The sequence below is a fragment of the Bradyrhizobium guangdongense genome (genome assembly GCF_004114975.1).
Taxonomy (GTDB): Bacteria; Pseudomonadota; Alphaproteobacteria; order Rhizobiales; family Xanthobacteraceae; genus Bradyrhizobium; species Bradyrhizobium guangdongense.
On the sequence record NZ_CP030051.1, the window covers coordinates 5,768,770 to 5,788,529 of the forward strand.

Sequence of the window (19,760 nt, forward strand, 5' to 3'; positions counted from 1 at the left end):
GTGATCGGCGTCGTCGTTGCACTCGGCATCGGGCTCCTGATCGGCCTCGAGCGGGAACGCCGCAAGGGCGAGGGTCCAGGGCGCTCGCCTGCCGGGCTGCGCACCTTTGCGGCCGCATCACTCGCCGGCGCCATCAGCGTGATGATCGGTGGCAAGGGTCTGCTGGCGGTCGTGACCGCCGGGATCATGGTCCTGGTTGCGATCGCTTATCTGCGGTCCAGGAGCGACGACCCCGGTTTGACGTCGGAGACCGCACTCATCCTGACGGTTCTGCTCGGCGGACTGGCCACGCAACGTCCCGTCTTGGCCGCTGGCGTTGCCGTTATCCTGGCCATTCTGCTCGCGGCACGTGCGGCATTGCACGACTTCGTTCACAAGGTGCTCAGCGGCGACGAGGTTAAGGATGGCCTAATCTTTGCCGCTGCTACGCTCGTTGTCTTACCCTTGCTTCCGGATCAGCCGGTCGGCCCGTTTGGCGCCCTCAATCCACGCGCCATCTGGATCATTGTCATCCTGGTGATGGCGATCGGCGCCGCAGGGCATGTTTCAACACGTTTGCTCGGCGCAAAAGGAGGCCTCGCGATCTCAGGGTTCGCCTCGGGTTTCGTCTCCAGCACAGCCACCATCGGAGCGATGGGCGCCCGCGCTCGCAAGGCGCCGGAGTTGCTCGGAGCCGCTATCGCCGGCGCAACGCTTTCCACGGTCGCAACGATCGTGCAGCTTTTCGCGGTTCTCGCAGCCACGAGTCTGCCCACGCTGCAAAGTCTGCTCGTTCCGCTCCTTTGCGCCGGTGCGGCCGCAACGCTCTACGGCGTCATCTTCACGGTCAAGGGCATGAGGGAGACCGGCACAGCCGAGTTCGAGCAAGGACGTGCTTTCAGCCTTCCGTCCGCCTTATTGCTGGCTTTGACGCTTTCCGGAGTCCTCCTGCTCTCCGCCAGCCTGCGGGAGGCCTTTGGAGAAATCGGCCTGGTTGTCAGCGCGGCTGTAGCCGGGCTAGCAGATACGCATTCGCCCGCTGTCGCCGCAGCCAGCCTCGCCGCCTCAGGCAAGGTCAACTCCACGGACGCTGTCGCTCCGGTACTGGCGGCGCTGTCGACCAATACTCTCAGCAAGATCGTCGTCGGCTGGGTCAGCGGCGGGCGCTCCTTCGCGCTGCGGCTGATCCCTGGCCTCGTTCTGGTCATCGCTGCCGCATGGGCTGGCGCCTGTTTGGTCTCGATCTCCTGATGGCGCAGCGCGGCTATCGCTCACGACTGCCCCAGGCATTTGGTCCGCTGTTGGGGAAATCCGCTCCTACACCTGCCATTCGATCCCCGCGCGGCGAAGCCTGCGCTCACTGCTGCGGGACCGAGATCTTGGTTCCCCGCATGAACGCAATCATCTCCTCTGGAGTGACCTTTCCATCCTTATTGCTGTCCATTGCCTTGAAAATGCGTTCGTGCGCGACCTGAAACTCCGGCAATGAGACGGTCCCGTCCCCATCCGCATCCATCAGCGCGAAGATCATACGGAACATGGGCGGTGGGCCCATCGCCTCGCCGCCCATCATCATACGCCCCTTCATCCCGCGCCCCATCATGTCCATCATATCTCCCCCGTGCATCGCGCCCTGCCGCTCCGTGCCTTGACTTGCAGGAGGATTCGTCTGCGGGGATGCGGTTGTCTGCTCCTGGCCGGGATGATGGGCGTCGTGGTCGGCTGCCGATTGAGCGAAAGCGGGATGGCTCAAGCTGGCGAGTAGCAGGGCCGCAGCAATGGTTTGGCTTCGCATGGTGGTTCTCCGGCTTTGTTGTGCCGTAACAACCTGTCGAACGCCTCCGAGTTCGCTTTGAGCCAGGTCAATACGCAGTGGAACATCGCGACGATCAGCGCGCCGCGGGACCGCTCAGGTTCGATGCTCCTTAGAAAGGTTAGCTTGTCAGGAACGACCGGACGCCTCGATCCGGCATTCTTGAAGGCCTAGGCCACCCCGCGAGCGGGACAATGCCCTATAGCTCAAACGAAGACCTTCCCGTTGGCATGCGGCGTCATTTGCCGCCTCATGTTCTGGACATCTACCGGGAAGCGTTCAACCAGTCCTTTGCCTCGCATGTCGGCGACGTCCGGCAGGAAGAGATCGCCCATCGCACCGCCTGGTCGGCAGTAAAGCGCTCCTATATGAAACGAGAGGATTACCGGCGCTTGTTACGACCACGCAAATTCAATGCCTCACGCACCTCGTCGTCTTCCACAGCGTCCTTGATCGCACGATCCACCGGCTCCGTTTCGACGACGCGCCCTCCGCGATGCGGAGCGGGGCGTTCCGCCTCTTGTTTCGCAGCACTCTCCTGCGCCGCTTGACCACTCTTGCCCATTGCGCACACTCCTTCCCACTCCTTGGCAAAATAACGATAGCAAGCGAGTGAAATGCCATTGTTGCGCCCGATCAAACCTGGGGCTGCCATCTGTCGAGCAGCCGTTTCGCCGGGGTGAGGTGGGACGCGCGGGAACGCCGGCTTAGACGTGACGAGGACGCCGGCGAGCAAACTGTTCCGCGCCTTGTCGCAATCAGATCGCGGTTGAAACGGCAGCAGCGTGGATACTCTCTGCCGCGGCATTGACCCGGGTCATCATCTCAGTCAGCTCATCGTAAACCCGGTCTTCGATGGTCACCGTGCCGAAATTGGAATTCTCGCCGTCAAAGCGGCCCTCGGCCGGTTGATCGGCATGCTCAAACCAGTGATAGCCGATCACATTCGGCTTGCTGAGGGCTGCCACCACGTAGCCCTGGAAGGCCCGGGCGCGCTCGGTCTGGGTAGGCACGCGTGGTCCGGCTCCACTCGAATTCGGCAGGCCCGCATCATCGCCGCGGAATGAGAATTCCGAAATCAGGCACGGCCTGCCGGCGGCGGCGTAAGCATCGATGACCGGCCCCGGGTCGAAGTCGTAGCAATTGAAGGAAACCACATCCAGGTGACGACCGGCCGCGGCAATCACGCCGCTGAGCGGTTGATATCCGAACCGCGAGCCGAGCACGAGATGATTGGGATCGGCTGCCTTGATCGCCGAGACGCACAGTTCGAAATACTTGTCGGCCACGACGGCCACGAAGGCATCGCAATCGGCCGAGAAGGCCTCGCGGGAGGGATCTGCCAAGTTGGCCTTGGTCTCGATCGCATCGTTCAGGACGCCAGGCCGGAGTCTGACAAATGGCGCCACGACGTGCTCGATCCTGCCGAACTCCTCCCAAGATCGCGCTTGTGTGCGCCATACCGTGTTGAATTGGGCAAAATCCCGATAGTGCGCCTGCAGAGCCGAGATTGCGGCAATCCTGCCCGGACGATGCGATGGCAGGTTCAGAAACAGCGTCAGAAGCTCATCAGTGCCTCGCCAGTCGGGCGACCAGTAGAGCTCGTTGTCGATGAAGGTACCGAGCAGGCCGGGATCGTTGCGGCGATGCCTGCAGCGTTGATGGGCGCTTACGCGGATATGCGCCGAGAATTCGGGATCGTAGACATCCGGAAAGATCTGATCGCGGCGATGCAGGCGAAAGGACGCGCCGAGCTCCGCGGTTGGCGTGCTCGCCAGCAATTGCGATCCCGCACTGGCGACGAGTTCATCCGACCAGCAGCCGACCGTGTTGAACTTCCAGCTCGCCAGCCGGTTGGACGTCGCGGTGCGCCAGATCTGCGGGCTGCCGTACTTGGCCGTGCAGGCCTTGGCGTAAGGCACGCGATCGGTCCGTCCGACGTGGTCCTGATCGAAACGGATGTTATTGACGCCCTTGGAAAGAAAGCGGCCACCGTCGGGATCAACGAGCCAGAATACGCCGTTGCGCTCGGCAACGCGGAAGAAGCCACTTCCAGTGAGCCCGTTGTCGACGACCCCACCCCACTTCGTTCTCTGCAACTGTGGCCTCCCCCGACGAGCAACCAACTTTCTTGATTGGTCGCACGGCCCTATCCGGGCCGCTTGACCTATCTCAATACCATTCGGAACCAGCCTGACTATCAATACTCCGAAACCCAACGGGCTCGCACGCAACGGCATAGCCGGGACAAGCGGAGCAGAACCCACGCAGGTGTTTGATGTCGACAATCCAACTGCCAAACACCGCCAGTCTGCGCTCCGACTTCATCTGGGGCGTTTCCACCTCGAGCTTCCAGATCGAAGGAGCCACGCGGGAGGACGGCCGCGGAGCCAGCATTTGGGACGTCTATTGCCAAAACGGCACGATCAAGAATCACGATACCGGCGACGTCGCGTGTGACCACTATCATCGCTACCGCGAGGATGTGGCCCTGATGAAAGCCCTGGGCGTGCAAGCGTACCGGTTCTCGATCGCCTGGCCACGCATCCTGCCGCAGGGACGCGGAGCTGCCAACGAGGCCGGTCTTTCGTTTTACGACCGTCTGATCGATGAGCTCCTGGCCGCCGGCATCGAGCCGTGGCTGTGCCTTTACCATTGGGACCTGCCGCAGGCTCTGGAGGAGCACGGTGGCTGGCAGAATCGTGAAATGGCGACTTGGTTCGCCGACTATACGGCTCTGGTCGCAACCCGCTTCGGCGATCGGGTCAAGCGATTTGCGACGTTCAATGAGCCATCGATCTTCAGCCTGTTCAGCCGATCACTCGGCGAGCGGGATCGCAGCAGCGAAGAAAAGCTCCATCGCATGATCCACAATGTCAATCTCGCGCATGGTGCGGCGGTTGATGTTCTGCGCGCAAACGTTGCCGGCGCATCGATCGGGTGCATTCACAACAGGCAGCCCTGCCGGCCGTCCAGCAGCAGCGAGGCCGATGCAGCTGCGGCGGCACGCCTGGACGTTTACTGGAACAGTGTCTTTCCGGACCCGCAATGCCGTGGCGCGTATCCGGAATCGATGCGAGCGGCGATCGAACCGCATCTGCAGCCGGGCGACATGGCGCGCATTTGCCGGCCGGTCGATTGGTTCGGGCTGAATCACTACAGCCCGGTCTATGTGAAGGCAGATCCTGTTTCGATGCTGGGCTACGGCTTCGGCGACAAGCCCGCCGGCGCGCCCTTGACGCCGATCGATTGGCCGGTCGATCCCGAGGCTTTCAGCGACACATTGCAGAGTGTCCACGACCGCTACGGCTTGCCGATCTATGTTCTCGAGAACGGATACGGCAACTTCGACCAGCCGGACCAAAACGGCGCCGTGATCGACACTGGCCGCATAGAATTCCTGAAGGCCTATATCGCCGCGATGGCTGCCGCCGCCTGCCGCGGCGTCGACGTTCGCGGCTATTTCGTTTGGTCGCTGCTCGACAATTTCGAATGGGATTCCGGATACAGCATCAGGTTCGGCCTGGCCTATGTGGACTATGCATCGCTGCGGCGAACACCAAAATCCTCGTTCGACTGGTATGCAGGGCTGATCAAGGCGGGGCAGCCATGATGAAGCCAACTCCTCCAACGCGAACCGCCTTGCTCGCCGATATCGGAGGAACTAACGCTCGCTTTGCACTCCTGACGAACGGCAAGCTTGGCACGATCGCTCATACGGCCGTCGGCGATCACGGCACCTTTTCGGAGGCGCTCACTGCCTATCTCGGCGAGGCGGCAAAGGCCGGGACCATTCAGCACGCAATCCTCGCCGCCTCCGGCGCAGTCCAGAACGGCCGCTGCGCTCTCACGAACAATCCCTGGGTCATCGATGCAGAGGAGTTGCGCAGGGCATATGGATTCTCGTCCGTGCGCCTGATCAACGACTTCGAAGCGGTCGCGCTGGCCCTGCCCCGTCTTCTCCCGGGCAGTCTGCTGCAACTGGGGGGACGAGAACGGGTCGCCGGAGCGCCCCTCGCGGCGATCGGCCCCGGCACCGGCCTGGGCATGGCTGTCACCATACCGCACGGCGACAGTCAGATCGTCCTTTCCAGTGAGGGCGGCCATTCCACGATGGCGGGAGGCTCTTTGCGCGAGGACGCCGTCATCGCGCATTTGCGGCAACGTTTCGGACATGTATCGTCCGAACGCCTCCTGTCGGGCGCGGGATTGGAGAACCTCCATGACACTCTTGCGTTTCTAGACGGGGTGACCGTTCCAAAACGCCGATCGGCCGAGATCACGCGGACCGCAATCGAAGGGACTTGTCCGATCAGCCGCGCTGCCGTCGACATGTTTTGCGCGATGCTGGGATCCGTTACGGGCAATTTTGCGCTCGCAGTCGGTGCAAAAGGCGGGATGTTCATCGGCGGGGGCATTTTGCGTCATATGCCCGACTATCTTGCCGCGTCCCAGTTTCGCATGCGCTTCGAGGAAAAGGGGCGTCTCAAGACATTCTTGGCGCCGATCCCGGCCTATCTCATCCTCGACGACGATGTTGCATTCACCGGTCTTCGTGCCCTGATGGAGGTCGAAGGCCTTGACTGAGATGCCACCGGTCCAGATCGTAACCCTGACCATCAACCCCGCCGTCGACATCTCGACGTCGGTCAGGAAGATGATGCCCTTCACCAAAATGCGCTGCGCGGAAGCCCAGCGCGATCCCGGCGGAGGCGGAATCAACGTCGCCAGGGTCCTGACGCGCCTCGACATCGACGCGATCGCGATCTATCCGGCCGGAGGCGCCACCGGGCAAACGCTGGCGCGGCTGGTCGAGCGCGAGTCCGTGCGCAGCATCGTGATCCCGACCGCGAACGATACCCGCGAGGACATCACCGTCTTCGACGAGACGACCCGCGAGCAGTTTCGTCTGGTTTTTCCGGGGGCCTCGCTCAGCGAATTCGAATGGCAGCAGTGCCTCGACGCCGTCACGCGCATCAGCTCCGAAGCTGCATTTGTCATCGCCAGTGGCAGCCTGCCCCCTGGAATACCGGTCGACTTCTACGGACGGGTGGTCCGGGCATCGAAAGGAGCGGCCAAGGTCATCGTCGATACGACCGGTATTTCGCTGAAGGCCGCCTTGGATGCCGGCGTTTATCTCATCAAGCCCAATCTTCACGAGTTCCAGGATCTCGCCGGCATTAGCACCGAGGACGAGCCTGCGCTGCTCGAAGCAGGGCGCAGCCTATTCGCTCGCCACCGCATCGAGATGATCGCGCTCTCGATGGGCTCGCAGGGCGCCCTGCTCCTGACGCGCGACATCGCCTTGCGCGCGAACGGCCTTCCGATCGAGCCCGTTAGCGTCTCCGGGGCCGGCGACAGCTTCCTGGGAGCGATGGTTTCGAGCCTGGCACACGACGGCGACCTCGAAGCGGCTCTGCGCTATGGCGTCGCCGGCGGTTCGGCCGCCCTGCTGAGTCCCGGCACGGGGCTATGTGTGAGAGAGGACATTCATCGTCTCGCTTCCAGCGTGGAAGTGACTGCCATCGTCGGCTATCATGCCTAGCGACGACGTGGATCAGTTGCCGAGTGAACGCCAATTGCTGAGATCAGCAGCTGGTTTACGGGCAACTGTCCGCGGCTGCGCTTCGGCCAACCGCATTGCGTCGCCTTATCTTGCTCTGGACCAGGTCGATCAATATCCCGGGTATGACGAGCCAGCGCGTATACGGTGTTCATCGCCACGAACCGAAAGGCTCACCAGGTGGAAGACGAACTGCTTTTGAAACTGGAGCAGCGTCTGGGTCGGATCCACGCCCGGCAGCGGCTTGGCATCGAAGCTGATCATGAGGCACAGATCTTCGGCCAGGGACTCAACTTCTTCCATATCGAGAACTGGTATTCTGTCCATTCGCTGATACGAAATATTCTGAAGCTGTCCGGGCTGTACTGGCGGGGCCGCCGAAATGCCGAGCGCATTGCGGTGAAATATAACACGATCGAATGTGCAAATTTACCAGCTCTGTTCGACAGCTTCACGATCCTTCACATCAGCGATCCCCACGTCGATATGAGCCAGCGCGCCATGCGGCGCCTGGTCGAGCTGATCCCAGGGCTGGACTATGATTTATGCGTCCTCACCGGCGACTATCGTGGCAAGACTTTCGGAGCGTTCGACGCCGCGCTGGAGGGCATGGCACGGGTAGTTGCCCACCTGAAGCAACCCGTTCTCGGCGTGCTTGGCAATCACGACACCATCAGGATGCTGCCCGGTCTGGAGGCGATGGGCATACGCATGCTCCAGAACGAGTGCGCGACGATCAAGCGCGGCGAGGAGGAGATATTTGTCGCCGGGATCGACGATGCGCATTATTTCAGAGTAGATAACATTGAGAAGGTCGGGTCGGAGATCCCCGACGGCGCATTCTCGATCCTGCTGTCCCACACCCCGGAAATCTACCGACAGGCGGCGCATGCCGGGTTCGATGTGCTACTCGGCGGACATACGCACGGAGGTCAGATCTGCCTGCCGGGCTCGATCCCCATCACGCTTGACTCGGTGCTACCACGTCGGATGGGCGCGGGCGCCTGGCGCTATCGCGGCATGGTCGGGTACACCTCCGTGGGCGCGGGATCAAGCGTCGTTGCCGTGCGCTTCAATTGCCTGCCAGAAATCACGCTGCACCGATTGTGCCGCCCAGCCGATCCCTCTAATAGGGCTGATCCCTGATACGCAACATGTACAGCACGCGAGAGATCGCGAGCTCGCCAACGAAGAACATCAAGACGACGACGAAAATGTCGGCGTCGCTCAGCCCCAGGCTCTCCTGGCAAGCCAGGAGCGGAAACAGCGATTCCGGAACCTGGTCCAAACCCACCGCCTGGCTGCTCGGTGGCATCTTCATGCGCCGTTTCAAGAAGCTGGAGAACAGGTCTCCCGCCATCGCGACGATCGCGACTGCAGCACCGACTTCGTAGCTTAAGCCAAGAAGAGCTCCGCCGAATGCGGTCACGACGATTGACGCGACGATGCCGCGAACGGTCTTCGACGCTCCGAATACCGGTCGGCCGTCAAAGAACAGAAGTCCTCCATCCAACGCGAAGGCGAAACGAGCGCCGAGGAGCTTCTTCGCCGCGACCGGCGCCCCGTTTGCGAGCGTCAGAAGCACAATTGCGTAAAGAATCGGGAATGTGGACATCAAGCATCTCGCTTGCGATGAACCGCCGTCGGAGCGTGCACCGCGGCGTCGAGCAACTACCTAACGAAATAGCGCGTTCCAAGCGCCGCCGAACCTGAACCTTCTTTCATATGCACCTACGAATGTAGGGCCGATTGATTTCCCACAGCTCGTCGAGCAGCCCTCGCGCGGCGTCCTCCGAATTTATGACGGGATCGATCAGCAGTGCCTGCAGTGCGAGCTCCTTTGAGCCCTGCATAGCCGCCTCGACCGCGAGCTGCTGAACGCCGACCTGGATTGCCATCAGCTTGGAGACCGCATCCGGAAGCGGTCCCAAGGAAACAGGGTGAATTCCCGCGGCATCTGCAACGACGGGTACTTCGACCGCCGCGTTGACCGGCAGATTGGGGATAATTCCGCAGTTAGGGACAACGGCTGACTCGATCAGCTGCTTGCGGTCAAGAAGGACCGACGAAATGATGGTTGCAGCGCGTTCGCCGGAGGGCTGGAACCACCACGACGGGATTGATGCCCTGCCAGCAAGGACATCATCTATCAGTCGCATCAGCTTGCCACGTTCGTCCTCGTCCCAGCCGAAGTTGTAACCGCCCTCGCCCGCCTCCCATCCGAACGACAAATACTCGCCGACATGCGCATCGCCGCAGCCAAGCCAGTAGCCAAAGCCGCGCAACAACTTTCGCGTCAGCGGTGCGACGGACGCATTGACACTCTTTTCCTTCTCTTTGAGAAGCGGATAGAGATCGGCACCGGTCTCACGGTCACGGATCTGCATGAGGCACTGAAAATGGTTCAGACCGGCGCCCCAGACATCGATCCGCTCCTCAGGCAGCCCCAGTATCGAAGCCACCTGCCCGCGCGCCAAAAAGATGCCATGGCATAGGCCCAGGCTCCGAATCGTACTGTGCTGGCCGAGGGCCAGAATGATCCGACTCTCCGGATTGGAAAAGTTGATGAAGAGCGCTCGCGGGCAGCGCCGCTCCATCTCTCGCACGAAACCGAAGACGACCGGCAACGTCCTCAACGTGAAGAACAATCCGCCCGGTCCCCCATTTTCGCCGAGCGTGTGGCGAATGCCGTATTTCCGCGGCACCTCGAAATCAAAGCGCCACAGTCGATTGCGATCGATCGCTGTCGAATGAACAACGAAGTCCGCGCCGTCCAGCGCCGCGCGCCAATCCGTCGTCGATTCGATCCTCAACCCTGCCCCCTTCTTTTCATTGAGCAACTGCGCAAGGCGTAGCGAACGATCAAGCCGTTCGATGTTCCGACCCACCAGGATCAACTCGCTGCCCGCAAGATCGGACGTTGAGAACAGGTCTCGAAACATGCTCATGCCGAACGCCGCGCTGCTGGCGCCCAGAAACACGATCTTGCTCATGGAAGGCATCTCGATGCTCCGGTCTCCTCTATTGAGCATGCGTTGTTTGCCAAAGCCGATCTTGCGCAAGATCAAGCTGCCTTCCTTTGAGCCGCATATTCTGCGGAAATGCAGATGCGCCTTGCCGCGCGCGAAAGGTCCTCCGCTGCAATGCGAGAAAACGCGATGGCCAACTCTAGCTACATCCGGCGTTTCGGCGAGATCGGTCTCGACGATGTGCCCTTGGTGGGCGGCAAGACCGCATCGCTCGGCGAGCTCTATTCGGCACTCGCCAGCGCAGGCGTGAGGGTGCCAAACGGCTTTGCGATCACCGCCGCCGCCTACCGGGATGCGCTGACCGCGAGCGGTGCATGGGACGAATTACACGAGCTGCTGTCCGGACTGGACAAGCGCAAAATTGCCGATCTGGCCAGACGCGCTACGGCAGCCCGCGCGATTGTGTACGACGCAACTGATCGCGCTGATTTGCGCGCCAGCGTAGCAGCAGCCTACGGCGAGCTCGAAAAGCAGTATGGCCGCAATCTTGCTGTTGCGGTGCGCAGTTCGGCGACTGCCGAGGATTTGCCGACCGCCAGCTTCGCGGGGCAGCATGACAGCTTTCTCAACATTCGTGGCGCTCGCGCGCTATTCGATGCGTGCCGCCGCTGCTTTGCTTCGCTGTTTACCGACCGCGCCATCTCTTATCGCATCGACAATGGCTTCGATCATTTCAAGGTCGCGCTTTCGGTCGCTGTCATGAAGATGGTGCGGTCCGATCTCGCGGCCAGCGGCGTGATGTTCACACTGGATACTGAATCCGGATTTCGAGATGTCGTTTTCATAACGGGCGCCTACGGGCTCGGCGAAAACATCGTTCAAGGCGTGGTCGAACCCGATGAGTTCTATGTCCACAAACCGACCTTCAAGACGGGATCTCGTGCGGTTCTGTCCCGTCGCCTCGGCGCCAAGGACAAGAGAATGGTGTATGGCAGTGGCCGCTCGACCACGCGCAATGTGGCCGCTTCGCCCATCGAACGCCGCCGCTACTGCATTTCGGACCAGGACGTTCTCGAACTCGCCGGCTATGCCATTGCGGTGGAGGACCATTACTCGGCTAAGGCGGGGGCCCCCATGCCAATGGACATCGAGTGGGCCAAGGACGGCAAGGACGGCGAGCTCTACATCATCCAGGCGCGGCCGGAGACCGTCGCGTCGCAGAGGAGCCCTGCCACGTTGGAGAGCTACAACCTGAAATCGAAAGGGCGCGAGCTCGCGAGCGGCCGAGCCGTCGGCGAAAAGATCGCGACCGGCAATATCCGCAAGGTCGCGACCAAACAGGATCTGCGCTCGTTCAAGCCCGGTGAGGTGCTGGTCGCACCGTCAACGAGTCCCGATTGGGAACCGGTCATGAAGCAGGCCGCCGCAATCATTACCGATCATGGGGGACGGACCTGCCATGCAGCGATTGTTGCACGAGAGCTGGGTATACCGGCTGTGGTCGGCACGGAGAACTTCAGCCGCAATGCCAGGAACGGTACGAGCGTTACGGTTTCCTGTGCGGAAGGGGATATCGGCCACGTTTACGAAGGGGCCGTGCCATTTGAGGTCGAGCACATCGCAATTAGCGCACTGAAGGCTCCGCGGACCGAAATCATGGTCAATCTCGGCAACCCGGAAATTGCATTGAAGACAGCGATGCTGCCAAGTTCCGGGGTCGGACTTGCTCGAATGGAGTTCATCATCAATCAGCACATCGGCGTGCACCCGATGGCCTTGGCCTGTCCGGAAAAGGTCAAGTCCGCAAAGGATCGGCAAAGAGTCAGGCGGCTTACTGAAGCGTACGCCAAGCCAGCCGATTTCTTCGTCGAGCGATTGTCCGAGGGAGTCGGCTTGATTGCGGCGGCCTTTTACCCGCGCCCCGTGATCATCCGCCTCTCCGATTTCAAGACCAACGAATACGCCAACCTGATTGCCGGGTCCGACTTCGAAGCGAAGGAAGAGAACCCGATGATCGGATTTCGCGGCGCCGCCCGCTATGCGCATCCCGCCTACGCGCCGGGCTTCGCGCTGGAATGTGCGGCCCTGCGGCGGGTCGTGAAGGAAATGGGTTTGACCAATCTGAAGGTCATGATTCCATTCTGCCGCCGCGTGGACGAGGCGCGCCGCGTGATCCAGGCCATGGGCGAACATGGCCTGAAGCAGGGCGAGAGTGGTCTTGAGATCTTCATGATGTGCGAGATACCGAACAACGTCATCTTGATCGACCAATTCGCCGAGCTGTTCGATGGCTTCTCGATCGGCTCCAACGACCTTACCCAACTCACCCTCGGAGTGGACCGCGATTCCGACATCGTGGCGTTCGATTTCGACGAGCGAGACCCCGGTGTGCTGGAGATGTTGCGCATGGCCGTCAAGGGCGCAAAGCGCAACCGGCGCCATATTGGAATATGCGGCGAAGCACCGGCGAACTATCCCGAGATCGCGGCCTTTCTTGCAGAACTCGAAATTGATTCCATCAGCGTCAATCCGTCGAGCGTCCTGCGCACGATCAACGTCGTGCGAGAGGCCGAGCAGAAGGGCCGACTGCGTCGGGTGGGCTCAACCTGATTGGTCTCAGTCTATTCCGATGAGATGCCTCTCGATCTTCCCCACGGGATGCTTGGTCAGATGCTTGTGCAATTCGGCTGCGGTCAGCGCCTTCGCATCAGGTCGGCCAGCATCCTCGGCGGCGCGACCATCACGACCTCGGGCACCTTCTGGGCCTCGTCAGTTTGGTGCGCGTCGGACTCGCGGCCGCCGATCAGCGCCCGGCTATTGCTAGGACCTTCAGCTCTGTCGCTTGGGTAAAGCTACTTACGTAACGAACTCAGGAGCTTAAGTACTGGCTGGGGCGGGAGGGATCGAACCTCCGAATGGCGGAATCAAAATCCGCTGCCTTACCGCTTGGCTACGCCCCATCAGGTGAGCGAGGGAACGGCGAAAGCACTCGCATCCGCAGATTCTCCTCGGTCGCAGCCGGTCTATAGGGAGCGGCCCGGCATTTCAACCGCCCGGAGGGGCAAAATACCACGGGCCGGAATGCGGCCGGCGCCACACCTTGTTATTATAGGCCCTCCCCGACGCCCGATGCGGTCCCGTATCGCGGCCATTGAGACCTGCGGCGTTTCATGGGAATACGGCGCCAAACCTGTCCTCGGGAGTGAGCCATGACCTACCGCGCGCCGATTTCTGACATGCTGCTGTCGCTCAACCATGGCGCCGGGCTGAAGGCCGCCGTGGACGCCGGCCATTACGGCGATTTCGACGCCGATATTACCGCAGCCGTGCTGGAAGAAGCCGCCAAATTCGCGACCGAGGTGCTGGCGCCGTTGAACAAGGTCGGCGACGAGCACGGCATCAAGCTTGACCAGGGCAAGGTCACGACCGCGCCGGGCTGGCCCGATGCCTACAAGCGCTGGACCGAGGGCGGCTGGAACGCGGTCTCGGGCCCCGAGGATTTCGGCGGCCAAGGCCTGCCGCTCGCGATCAACGCCGCCTGCACCGAGATCTGGAGCGCCGCCAACGTCGCCTTCGGTCTCTGCCCGCTGCTGACGGCGTCCGCGATCGAAGCGCTCGATGCGCATGGCAGCGACGAGCTGAAGAAGATCTATCTCGAAAAACTCGTCTCCGGCGAATGGACCGGCACGATGCAACTCACCGAGGCGCAGGCCGGCTCCGATGTCGGCGCGCTGCGCACCCGGGCCGAAAAGCAGGCCGACGGCACCTATCGCATCAAGGGGACGAAGATCTTCATCACCTACGGCGAGCACGACATGACCGACAACATCGTGCATTTCGTGCTGGCGCGCCTGCCGGACGCCCCCGCCGGCACCAAGGGGATCTCGCTCTTTCTCGTGCCGAAGTTCATGGTCAATGCCGACGGCTCGCTCGGGGCGCGCAACGACATCTTTGCTTCAGGCGTCGAGCACAAGCTCGGCATGCACGCCTCCCCGACCTGCACCATGACCATGGGCGATCATGGCGGCGCCATCGGATTCCTGATCGGCGAAGAGAACCAGGGCATGCGCTGCATGTTCACCATGATGAACCAGGCGCGGCTCGGCGTCGGTCTCGAGGGTGTCGGCGTTGCCGATCGCGCTTATCAGCAGGCATTGTCCTACGCGCAGGAGCGCAAGCAGGGCCGCGCAATCGGCAAGAAGGGCGACGGGTCCGATGCGATCTTCGTCCATCCCGACGTCAAGCGCATGCTGATGCGGATGCGGGCGCAGACCGCGGCCGCGCGCACCATCTGCTATGCCACCGCCGTCGCGCTCGACGTCTCCATGCGCGCCAAGGACCCGCAGGTGCGCGCCGACGCGGCTGCACGCGCGGCGCTGCTGACGCCGATGGCAAAGGGCTATTCGACCGATATCGGCAACGAAGTCGCCTATCTTGGCGTGCAGGTGCATGGCGGCATGGGCTTCATCGAGGAGACCGGCGCCGCGCAGCATTATCGCGATGCGCGGATCACGGCGATCTACGAGGGCACCAACGGCATCCAGGCGATCGACCTCGTCACGCGCAAGCTGGCCGCCAATGGCGGCGCGTCGGTGTGGGCGCTGCTCGATGAGCTTTCCGCCGTCGTCAGCCAAGTCGAGGCCTCCAACGATCCCGCCTTCGGCACCACGGGCGTGAAGTTGCGCGAGGCACTGGAGGCGTTGACACGCACCAGCAAATGGCTGCTCGAGCGCTTCACGTCCGCGCCGAACGAGGCGCTGGCCGGCGCGACGCCGTATCTGCAGCAGTTCGGCTCGACGCTCGGCGGCTGCATGCTGGCCTCTGAGGCGCTCGCGGCCAAGGCCGGCGGCATCACGGATGCCGCACGCTACGTCTCGCTGGCGCGCTTCTTCGCCGAGAACATCGCCGTGCAGGCTGGCGGCCTCGAGCGCACCGTGACCGAGAGTGCCGAGTCGGTCGCGGCGGCGGATGCAGTGCTGTTGGGGTAAGCTGAGACGGCCTCCCGATCCGTCATCGTGAGGTGCGAGTGGCGCGATGCGGAGCATCGCGGCGGGAGCTCGAAGGATGTACGGCCGAGATGGAGCCGGGCCGTCGCCCTTCGAGGCTTGCCCAGCGGCGCTGATGCGCCACTGGGCGCACACCTCAGGGTGACGGTGCTAGATTTCGCTTGGTTTCGGCCTTTCTCCCGGGCCGCCACAGCACGAGCCCGGCCGCGAGGACATCGAGCGCCGCGCACATCGCAAACGCCATCGTGTAGTCGCCGCTCGCGCTGCGCACGAGGCCGACGATGCCGGGGCCGAACGCGCTGACGATGCCGCCGATCGACGTCCCCAGCCCCATGGCGGCGGCGAAGGCCGTGCTGCCGATCTCACGCTGAATGATCAGTGGCGGGAACGTGATCATGTTGCCGATCGAGAAGCCGTAGAGGGCACAGCACCCGAGCAGCACAGCCGGGCTCGTGCTTTGCAGCAGAACCAGCAGCGCCGCTGCCTGACTGATCATCGACACCGCGCAGGCAAGCCGCGGATCGAGCCGGTCGACGAACAGGCCGAGCGTCAGCCGGCCGACCACGGCCATCGCAGCCATGATCGTCACGGCGAGGCCCGCACTGGCGCGGCCGATCAGCGGCTCGAGAAACGTCACCTGATGGATGATGAATCCCATCTGCGCCAGCAGCGCGAACGCGATCGGCAGCACCATGGTCCAGAACGATGCGTTGGCGAGCAGTTCCTTCCGCGAATGACGCGCCGGCTTGCCCCGGCGGGGCGAACCTTCAGCTGAATTGAGCGCCGTTTCGACCGGCCAGCCGGTAAAGACGACAACCACCGGCAACACCAGCACCACCATCACGATCGTGGCCGCCAGCATGGCCGAGCGGAAGCCGATACTGCCGCTCAGGGCCAGCAGAACCGGAACAAGGATGATGCCGCCGCACGTAGCACCGTTGAAGGCAAGGCTGAGCGCGAGGCCGCGGCGCCGCTCGAACCAGGAATTCAGCACGGTCGCGATCACCACCGAGCCCATGCCGGTCCAGCCGACCGACATCAGCGCATAGGCAAGATAGAGCTGCCAGGGTGCCTGCATCAGTCCGAGCAGCGCTGTCGAGGCGCCAAGCGCGATCAGTCCGCACAGGATCAGCGCGCGCAGCCCGATGCGGGCGAGCAGATCGTCGGTGAAGATGACGAGGATGGAGGTCAGCAGAAACGAGAAGGTGCTGGCCGCCGAGACCAGCGTGCCAGGCCAGCCATGGGCGCGCTGAAGCTCGGCGAGATAGACGCCTTGGCCGTAGAGACCGAAGCCGAACATGAAGAAGGCCATCAGGAAGCAGGCCAGAACTACGCGCCAGCCGCGATAACCCAGCGAGAATTCGTCAAGGCTTGTTGCGACAACCATCGATCGAGCATGGCCTGATCAAACAAAGAGGACCGATCGTGCCGCACAACCACCAGTTTTTCAATTGAAACATTGTAGCCCATTGTTGCAACGCGCAAGAGCGCCGCGGGTATTTTGACGCGCTTCACCCCACGGTTCCTCCTGACGAACGCAACCATCGGGCGGCTGTCATGCAATCACTCGTTGGCATGACGGCTGAAATGATTGATCCATAGCATTGGCACCCCTGCCGGATCATGTAGGCTGAGCCTCGTAAGACTCGCCGATGGCAGGCGAGCGGCGGCCGCAGGGAGTGTTCATGCCGAACGGCAACATCATCGTCACGGACGAGCGCGGCACGCGCGTCATCACCCTGCGCCGGCCGGGCAAGAAGAACGCGATCACCCAGAACATGTATCGCGAGATGAGCCGCGCGATCGACACCGCTCAGAACAATCCCGACATCCGCTGCATGATCGTCACCGGCGGCTCCGGCGTGTTCACCGCGGGCGATGACATCGAGGAGTTCATAAAAGCCGACGCCTCGCGTCCCGAGACGTTATCGGACGGTGCCAAGTTCCTGTATTCGCTGGCGCTCAACGTCAAGCCGATCATCGCAGCCGTCGACGGCGCATCGATCGGTATCGGCACGGTCATGCTATTTCACTGCGATTACGTGCTCGCCTCCAACGCCGCGACCTTCTCGGCGCCCTACATCAATCTCGGGCTTGTTCCGGTCGGCGCCGCCAGCCTCCTGGTGCCGAGCACGATGGGCTATCAGCGCGCCTTCGCCATGCTGGTGATGGGACGCAGCTTCACCGCCGCCGAGGCCCATACCGCCGGCTTCGTCAACACGGTCGTGTCGCCGGGACATACCGAGGTGGAAGCCCGCAAGGTGGCGCGCGAGATCTGCCGGCTGCCGGCCGAGGCCGTCGCGACCTCGCGCAAGCTGCTGCGCGCTCCGCCGGAAGAGCTCACCCGCCGCATCGACCAGGAAAGCCATCTGTTCGGCGAACGGCTGAAGTCCGACGAGGCGATCGCGGCGTTCAATGCGTTTGCGAACAGGAAGAAGCGGTAGGCACGGCCGGCGTCTACCCAATTGGTCGTCATTCCGGGGCGCGACGAAGTCGCGAGCTATGGTGCGCAATTGCGCACCTGAGAATCCATTCATCCACCATCACTGCCGCCCGATCGATTCCGGGCTCGCGCTGCGCGCGCCCCGGAATGACCGGAAGAACTTTCGTGAAATCTTCGCGCGGAACGACTAGTCTGATTTCATGCGATATCAATCCATCCTTACCGCCCTTTCGCTCGTATTCGCCACCCTGCCCGCCGCGGCCCAGATCGCCGCTCCCGTCGAGCTGCGCATTCTCGCGATCAACGACTTCCACGGCAATCTGCGCCCGCCGCCGGGTGGCATCCGCATCAATGATCCCGAGGACAAAGCCAAGAAGGTGGCGGTGGCGGCCGGCGGCGCCGAGTACATGGCAACGCTGGTGAAGCAATTGAGCGAGGGGCACAAGAACACCATCTTCGTCGCTGCAGGCGATCTGATCGGAGCGAGCCCGTTCCTCTCGGCGATGTTCCACGACGAGCCGTCGATCGAGTCGCTCTCGATGATGGGCCTTGCGATCACGTCGGTCGGCAATCACGAATTCGACGAGGGCAAGACCGAGCTGCTCAGGATGCAGAACGGCGGCTGCCATCCGGAGGACGGCTGCCAGGGGCCACATCCCTTCACCGGTGCCAAATTCCACTATCTCGCGGCGTCCACCGTCGAGAGCGCGACGGGCAAGAGTATATTGCCGCCCTATGAGATCAGGGAGTTCGAGGGCATTCCGGTCGCCTTCATCGGGCTGGCCTTGAAGGAAACCGCCGGCATCGTTTCTCCGTCAGGCATTGCCGGTCTCGAATTCCGCGACGAGGCCGAGACCGTGAACGCGCTCGTGCCGCAACTGAAGGCGCGGGGCGTCGAGGCCATGGTGGTGCTGATCCACCAGGGCGGCGAGCCCTCGGGCGACTACAACGAATGCCCTGAGATCACGGGGCCGATCGTCGATATCGTGAAGAAGTTCGACCGCGCCGTCGACGTCGTCGTCAGCGGCCACACCCATCGCGCCTATGTCTGCGACATCGACGGCCGGCTCGTCACCAGCGGCGACAAATACGGCGCGCTGGTCACCGCAATCGACCTCAAGCTCGATGCTGCGACCCGCGACGTCGTCAGCGCCAAGGCAGAGAACGTCATCGTCGCCAACGCCTCGCTCGCCAAGGATCCCGAACAGACCGCGCTGATCGACGCCTATGACAAGCTCTCCGCACCGATCGCCAATCGCCCGGCCGGATCGGTGACGCAGACGCTGTCGCGCATTCCGAACGGAGCCGGCGAAAGCGCGCTCGGCGACGTCATCGCCGATGCGCAGCTTTCCGCCACGAAGGATGCCAAGAATGGCAGCGCTGTCATCGCGCTGACCAATCCCGGCGGCATCCGCACCGACATCATCCCCAGGGAAAACGGCGTGGTGTCCTTTGGCGACCTGTTCGCCAGCCAGCCGTTCCGCAACCGCCTCGTGACCATGACCCTGACCGGCAGCCAGCTCAAGGAGATGCTGGAGCAGCAATGGCTCGATCCGAAGCGGCCTCGGATCCTTCAGGTGTCGAACGGCTTCAGCTACAGCTGGGATGCCTCCAAGCCGTTCGGGGAACGCGTGATGGCCGATAAGATGACGCTCAATGGCAGGCCGCTCGAGCCGGCCACCGGCTACCGCGTCACCGTCAACGATTACCTCGCCGTCGGCGGCGACGGCTTTACCGTCGCCAAGCAGGGCACTTCGCCGCAATATGGCGGCTACGACGCCGATGCGCTGTTTGCCTTTTTCAGGGCGCATGGTCCGATCGGTCCGCTGCCGCCGACCCGGATCCTGCGCGTGAATTGATCCGGATCAAACGGTCCGGCTCGGGACCACCCTTTGCCATTCCCGTCCAAACGCATAGATTGTGTTTTGCATTGCGTTTTGGCGCCGGATGCGCCAAGCGACGTCGAGAGTTCGTTCCCCGTGAGGCC

General features: G+C 62.5%; 15 protein-coding genes, 1 tRNA gene and 1 pseudogene. 10 read left to right on the forward strand and 7 right to left on the reverse strand.

Annotated elements, in window-relative coordinates:
- Positions 1-1,230, forward strand: coding sequence for an MgtC/SapB family protein (locus X265_RS27490; RefSeq protein ID WP_308421639.1), 1,230 nt, complete (start codon positions 1-3; stop codon positions 1,228-1,230).
- A 106-nt stretch (positions 1,231-1,336) separates the two neighbouring features.
- Here X265_RS27490 and X265_RS27495 read toward each other — a convergent pair whose 3' ends face one another.
- Entirely contained in the window at positions 1,337-1,774 is a 438-nt protein-coding gene (locus X265_RS27495) for an EF-hand domain-containing protein (RefSeq protein ID WP_128967673.1), read from the reverse strand.
- Between the two features lie 248 nt (positions 1,775-2,022).
- Here X265_RS27495 and X265_RS42125 point away from each other — a divergent pair.
- Positions 2,023-2,115, forward strand: a pseudogene (locus tag X265_RS42125) (ChaB family protein); the annotation flags it as partial.
- A 59-nt stretch (positions 2,116-2,174) separates the two neighbouring features.
- On the opposite strand, the gene X265_RS41535 reads toward X265_RS42125, so the two are convergent.
- Together X265_RS41535 and X265_RS27505 are read right to left on the reverse strand one after the other, a co-directional pair.
- Positions 2,175-2,447, reverse strand: coding sequence for a hypothetical protein (locus X265_RS41535; protein ID WP_244659309.1), 273 nt, complete (start codon positions 2,445-2,447; stop codon positions 2,175-2,177).
- Positions 2,448-2,550: 103 nt separating this feature from the next.
- Complete coding sequence (locus X265_RS27505) at positions 2,551-3,996, reverse strand: glycoside hydrolase 5 family protein (protein WP_347339905.1); 1,446 nt, start codon at positions 3,994-3,996, stop codon at positions 2,551-2,553.
- A 74-nt stretch (positions 3,997-4,070) separates the two neighbouring features.
- On the opposite strand from X265_RS27505, the gene X265_RS27510 reads away from it, so the two are divergent.
- From X265_RS27510 to X265_RS27525, 4 genes are all read left to right on the forward strand, one after another.
- On the forward strand, positions 4,071-5,405 hold the full coding sequence (locus tag X265_RS27510) for a GH1 family beta-glucosidase (RefSeq protein WP_128967675.1): 1,335 nt from the start codon (positions 4,071-4,073) through the stop codon (positions 5,403-5,405).
- Positions 5,402-6,379, forward strand: coding sequence for a glucokinase (gene glk / locus X265_RS27515; RefSeq protein WP_128967676.1), 978 nt, complete (start codon positions 5,402-5,404; stop codon positions 6,377-6,379). Before X265_RS27510 ends, glk begins: the two co-directional genes overlap by 4 nt.
- Before the next feature lies 1 nt (position 6,380).
- On the forward strand, positions 6,381-7,337 hold the full coding sequence (locus tag X265_RS27520; RefSeq protein WP_128969431.1) for a 1-phosphofructokinase family hexose kinase: 957 nt from the start codon (positions 6,381-6,383) through the stop codon (positions 7,335-7,337).
- Between the two features lie 198 nt (positions 7,338-7,535).
- On the forward strand, positions 7,536-8,501 hold the full coding sequence (locus tag X265_RS27525; protein ID WP_128967677.1) for a metallophosphoesterase: 966 nt from the start codon (positions 7,536-7,538) through the stop codon (positions 8,499-8,501).
- On the opposite strand, the gene X265_RS27530 is transcribed toward X265_RS27525, so the two are convergent.
- On the reverse strand, positions 8,482-8,970 hold the full coding sequence (locus X265_RS27530; protein ID WP_128967678.1) for a CDP-archaeol synthase: 489 nt from the start codon (positions 8,968-8,970) through the stop codon (positions 8,482-8,484). The genes X265_RS27525 and X265_RS27530 overlap by 20 nt on opposite strands.
- Positions 8,971-9,076: 106 nt before the next feature.
- Positions 9,077-10,357 carry a family 4 glycosyl hydrolase gene (locus X265_RS27535; RefSeq protein WP_128969432.1) on the reverse strand — a complete coding sequence of 427 codons (1,281 nt, stop codon included), beginning with the start codon at positions 10,355-10,357 and terminating at the stop codon, positions 9,077-9,079.
- A gap of 156 nt (positions 10,358-10,513) precedes the next feature.
- Here X265_RS27535 and ppsA point away from each other — a divergent pair, with 156 nt between their 5' ends.
- A complete protein-coding gene (gene ppsA / locus X265_RS27540) occupies positions 10,514-12,934 on the forward strand; it encodes a phosphoenolpyruvate synthase (protein ID WP_128969433.1) in 2,421 nt (806 codons plus the stop codon).
- A 275-nt stretch (positions 12,935-13,209) separates the two neighbouring features.
- Here the strand turns inward: ppsA and X265_RS27545 are convergent.
- Positions 13,210-13,284 (reverse strand) — tRNA-Gln (locus tag X265_RS27545).
- A 249-nt stretch (positions 13,285-13,533) separates the two neighbouring features.
- Here X265_RS27545 and X265_RS27550 point away from each other — a divergent pair.
- Positions 13,534-15,312: an acyl-CoA dehydrogenase family protein gene (locus X265_RS27550; protein WP_128967679.1), complete on the forward strand. Its 1,779-nt coding sequence runs from the start codon at positions 13,534-13,536 to the stop codon at positions 15,310-15,312.
- Positions 15,313-15,466: 154 nt separating this feature from the next.
- Here the strand turns inward: X265_RS27550 and X265_RS27555 are convergent, their stop codons facing one another.
- On the reverse strand, positions 15,467-16,717 hold the full coding sequence (locus X265_RS27555) for an MFS transporter (protein WP_128967680.1): 1,251 nt from the start codon (positions 16,715-16,717) through the stop codon (positions 15,467-15,469).
- Between the two features lie 298 nt (positions 16,718-17,015).
- On the opposite strand from X265_RS27555, the gene X265_RS27560 reads away from it, so the two are divergent.
- Positions 17,016-17,774, forward strand: a complete 759-nt coding sequence (locus X265_RS27560; protein ID WP_128967681.1) for an enoyl-CoA hydratase-related protein — start codon at positions 17,016-17,018, stop codon at positions 17,772-17,774.
- 199 nt (positions 17,775-17,973) lie between these two features.
- The gene (locus X265_RS27565; RefSeq protein WP_128967682.1) at positions 17,974-19,632 is read left to right on the forward strand and encodes a bifunctional metallophosphatase/5'-nucleotidase; all 1,659 of its coding nucleotides are present in this window, start codon (positions 17,974-17,976) and stop codon (positions 19,630-19,632) included.
- Positions 19,633-19,760 lie beyond the last annotated feature (128 nt).

Coding starts and splice junctions, on each gene's coding strand:
- X265_RS27550 (WP_128967679.1), top strand. CDS start 13,534: ATGACCTACCGCGCGCCGATTTCTGACATGCTGCTGTCGCTCAACCAT.
- X265_RS41535 (WP_244659309.1), bottom strand. CDS start 2,447: ATGGCAGCCCCAGGTTTGATCGGGCGCAACAATGGCATTTCACTCGCT.
- ppsA (WP_128969433.1), top strand. CDS start 10,514: ATGGCCAACTCTAGCTACATCCGGCGTTTCGGCGAGATCGGTCTCGAC.
- X265_RS27535 (WP_128969432.1), bottom strand. CDS start 10,357: ATGCCTTCCATGAGCAAGATCGTGTTTCTGGGCGCCAGCAGCGCGGCG.
- X265_RS27530 (WP_128967678.1), bottom strand. CDS start 8,970: ATGTCCACATTCCCGATTCTTTACGCAATTGTGCTTCTGACGCTCGCA.
- X265_RS27510 (WP_128967675.1), top strand. CDS start 4,071: ATGTCGACAATCCAACTGCCAAACACCGCCAGTCTGCGCTCCGACTTC.
- X265_RS27555 (WP_128967680.1), bottom strand. CDS start 16,717: ATGGTTGTCGCAACAAGCCTTGACGAATTCTCGCTGGGTTATCGCGGC.
- glk (WP_128967676.1), top strand. CDS start 5,402: ATGATGAAGCCAACTCCTCCAACGCGAACCGCCTTGCTCGCCGATATC.
- X265_RS27495 (WP_128967673.1), bottom strand. CDS start 1,774: ATGCGAAGCCAAACCATTGCTGCGGCCCTGCTACTCGCCAGCTTGAGC.
- X265_RS27560 (WP_128967681.1), top strand. CDS start 17,016: ATGCCGAACGGCAACATCATCGTCACGGACGAGCGCGGCACGCGCGTC.
- X265_RS27565 (WP_128967682.1), top strand. CDS start 17,974: ATGCGATATCAATCCATCCTTACCGCCCTTTCGCTCGTATTCGCCACC.
- X265_RS27520 (WP_128969431.1), top strand. CDS start 6,381: ATGCCACCGGTCCAGATCGTAACCCTGACCATCAACCCCGCCGTCGAC.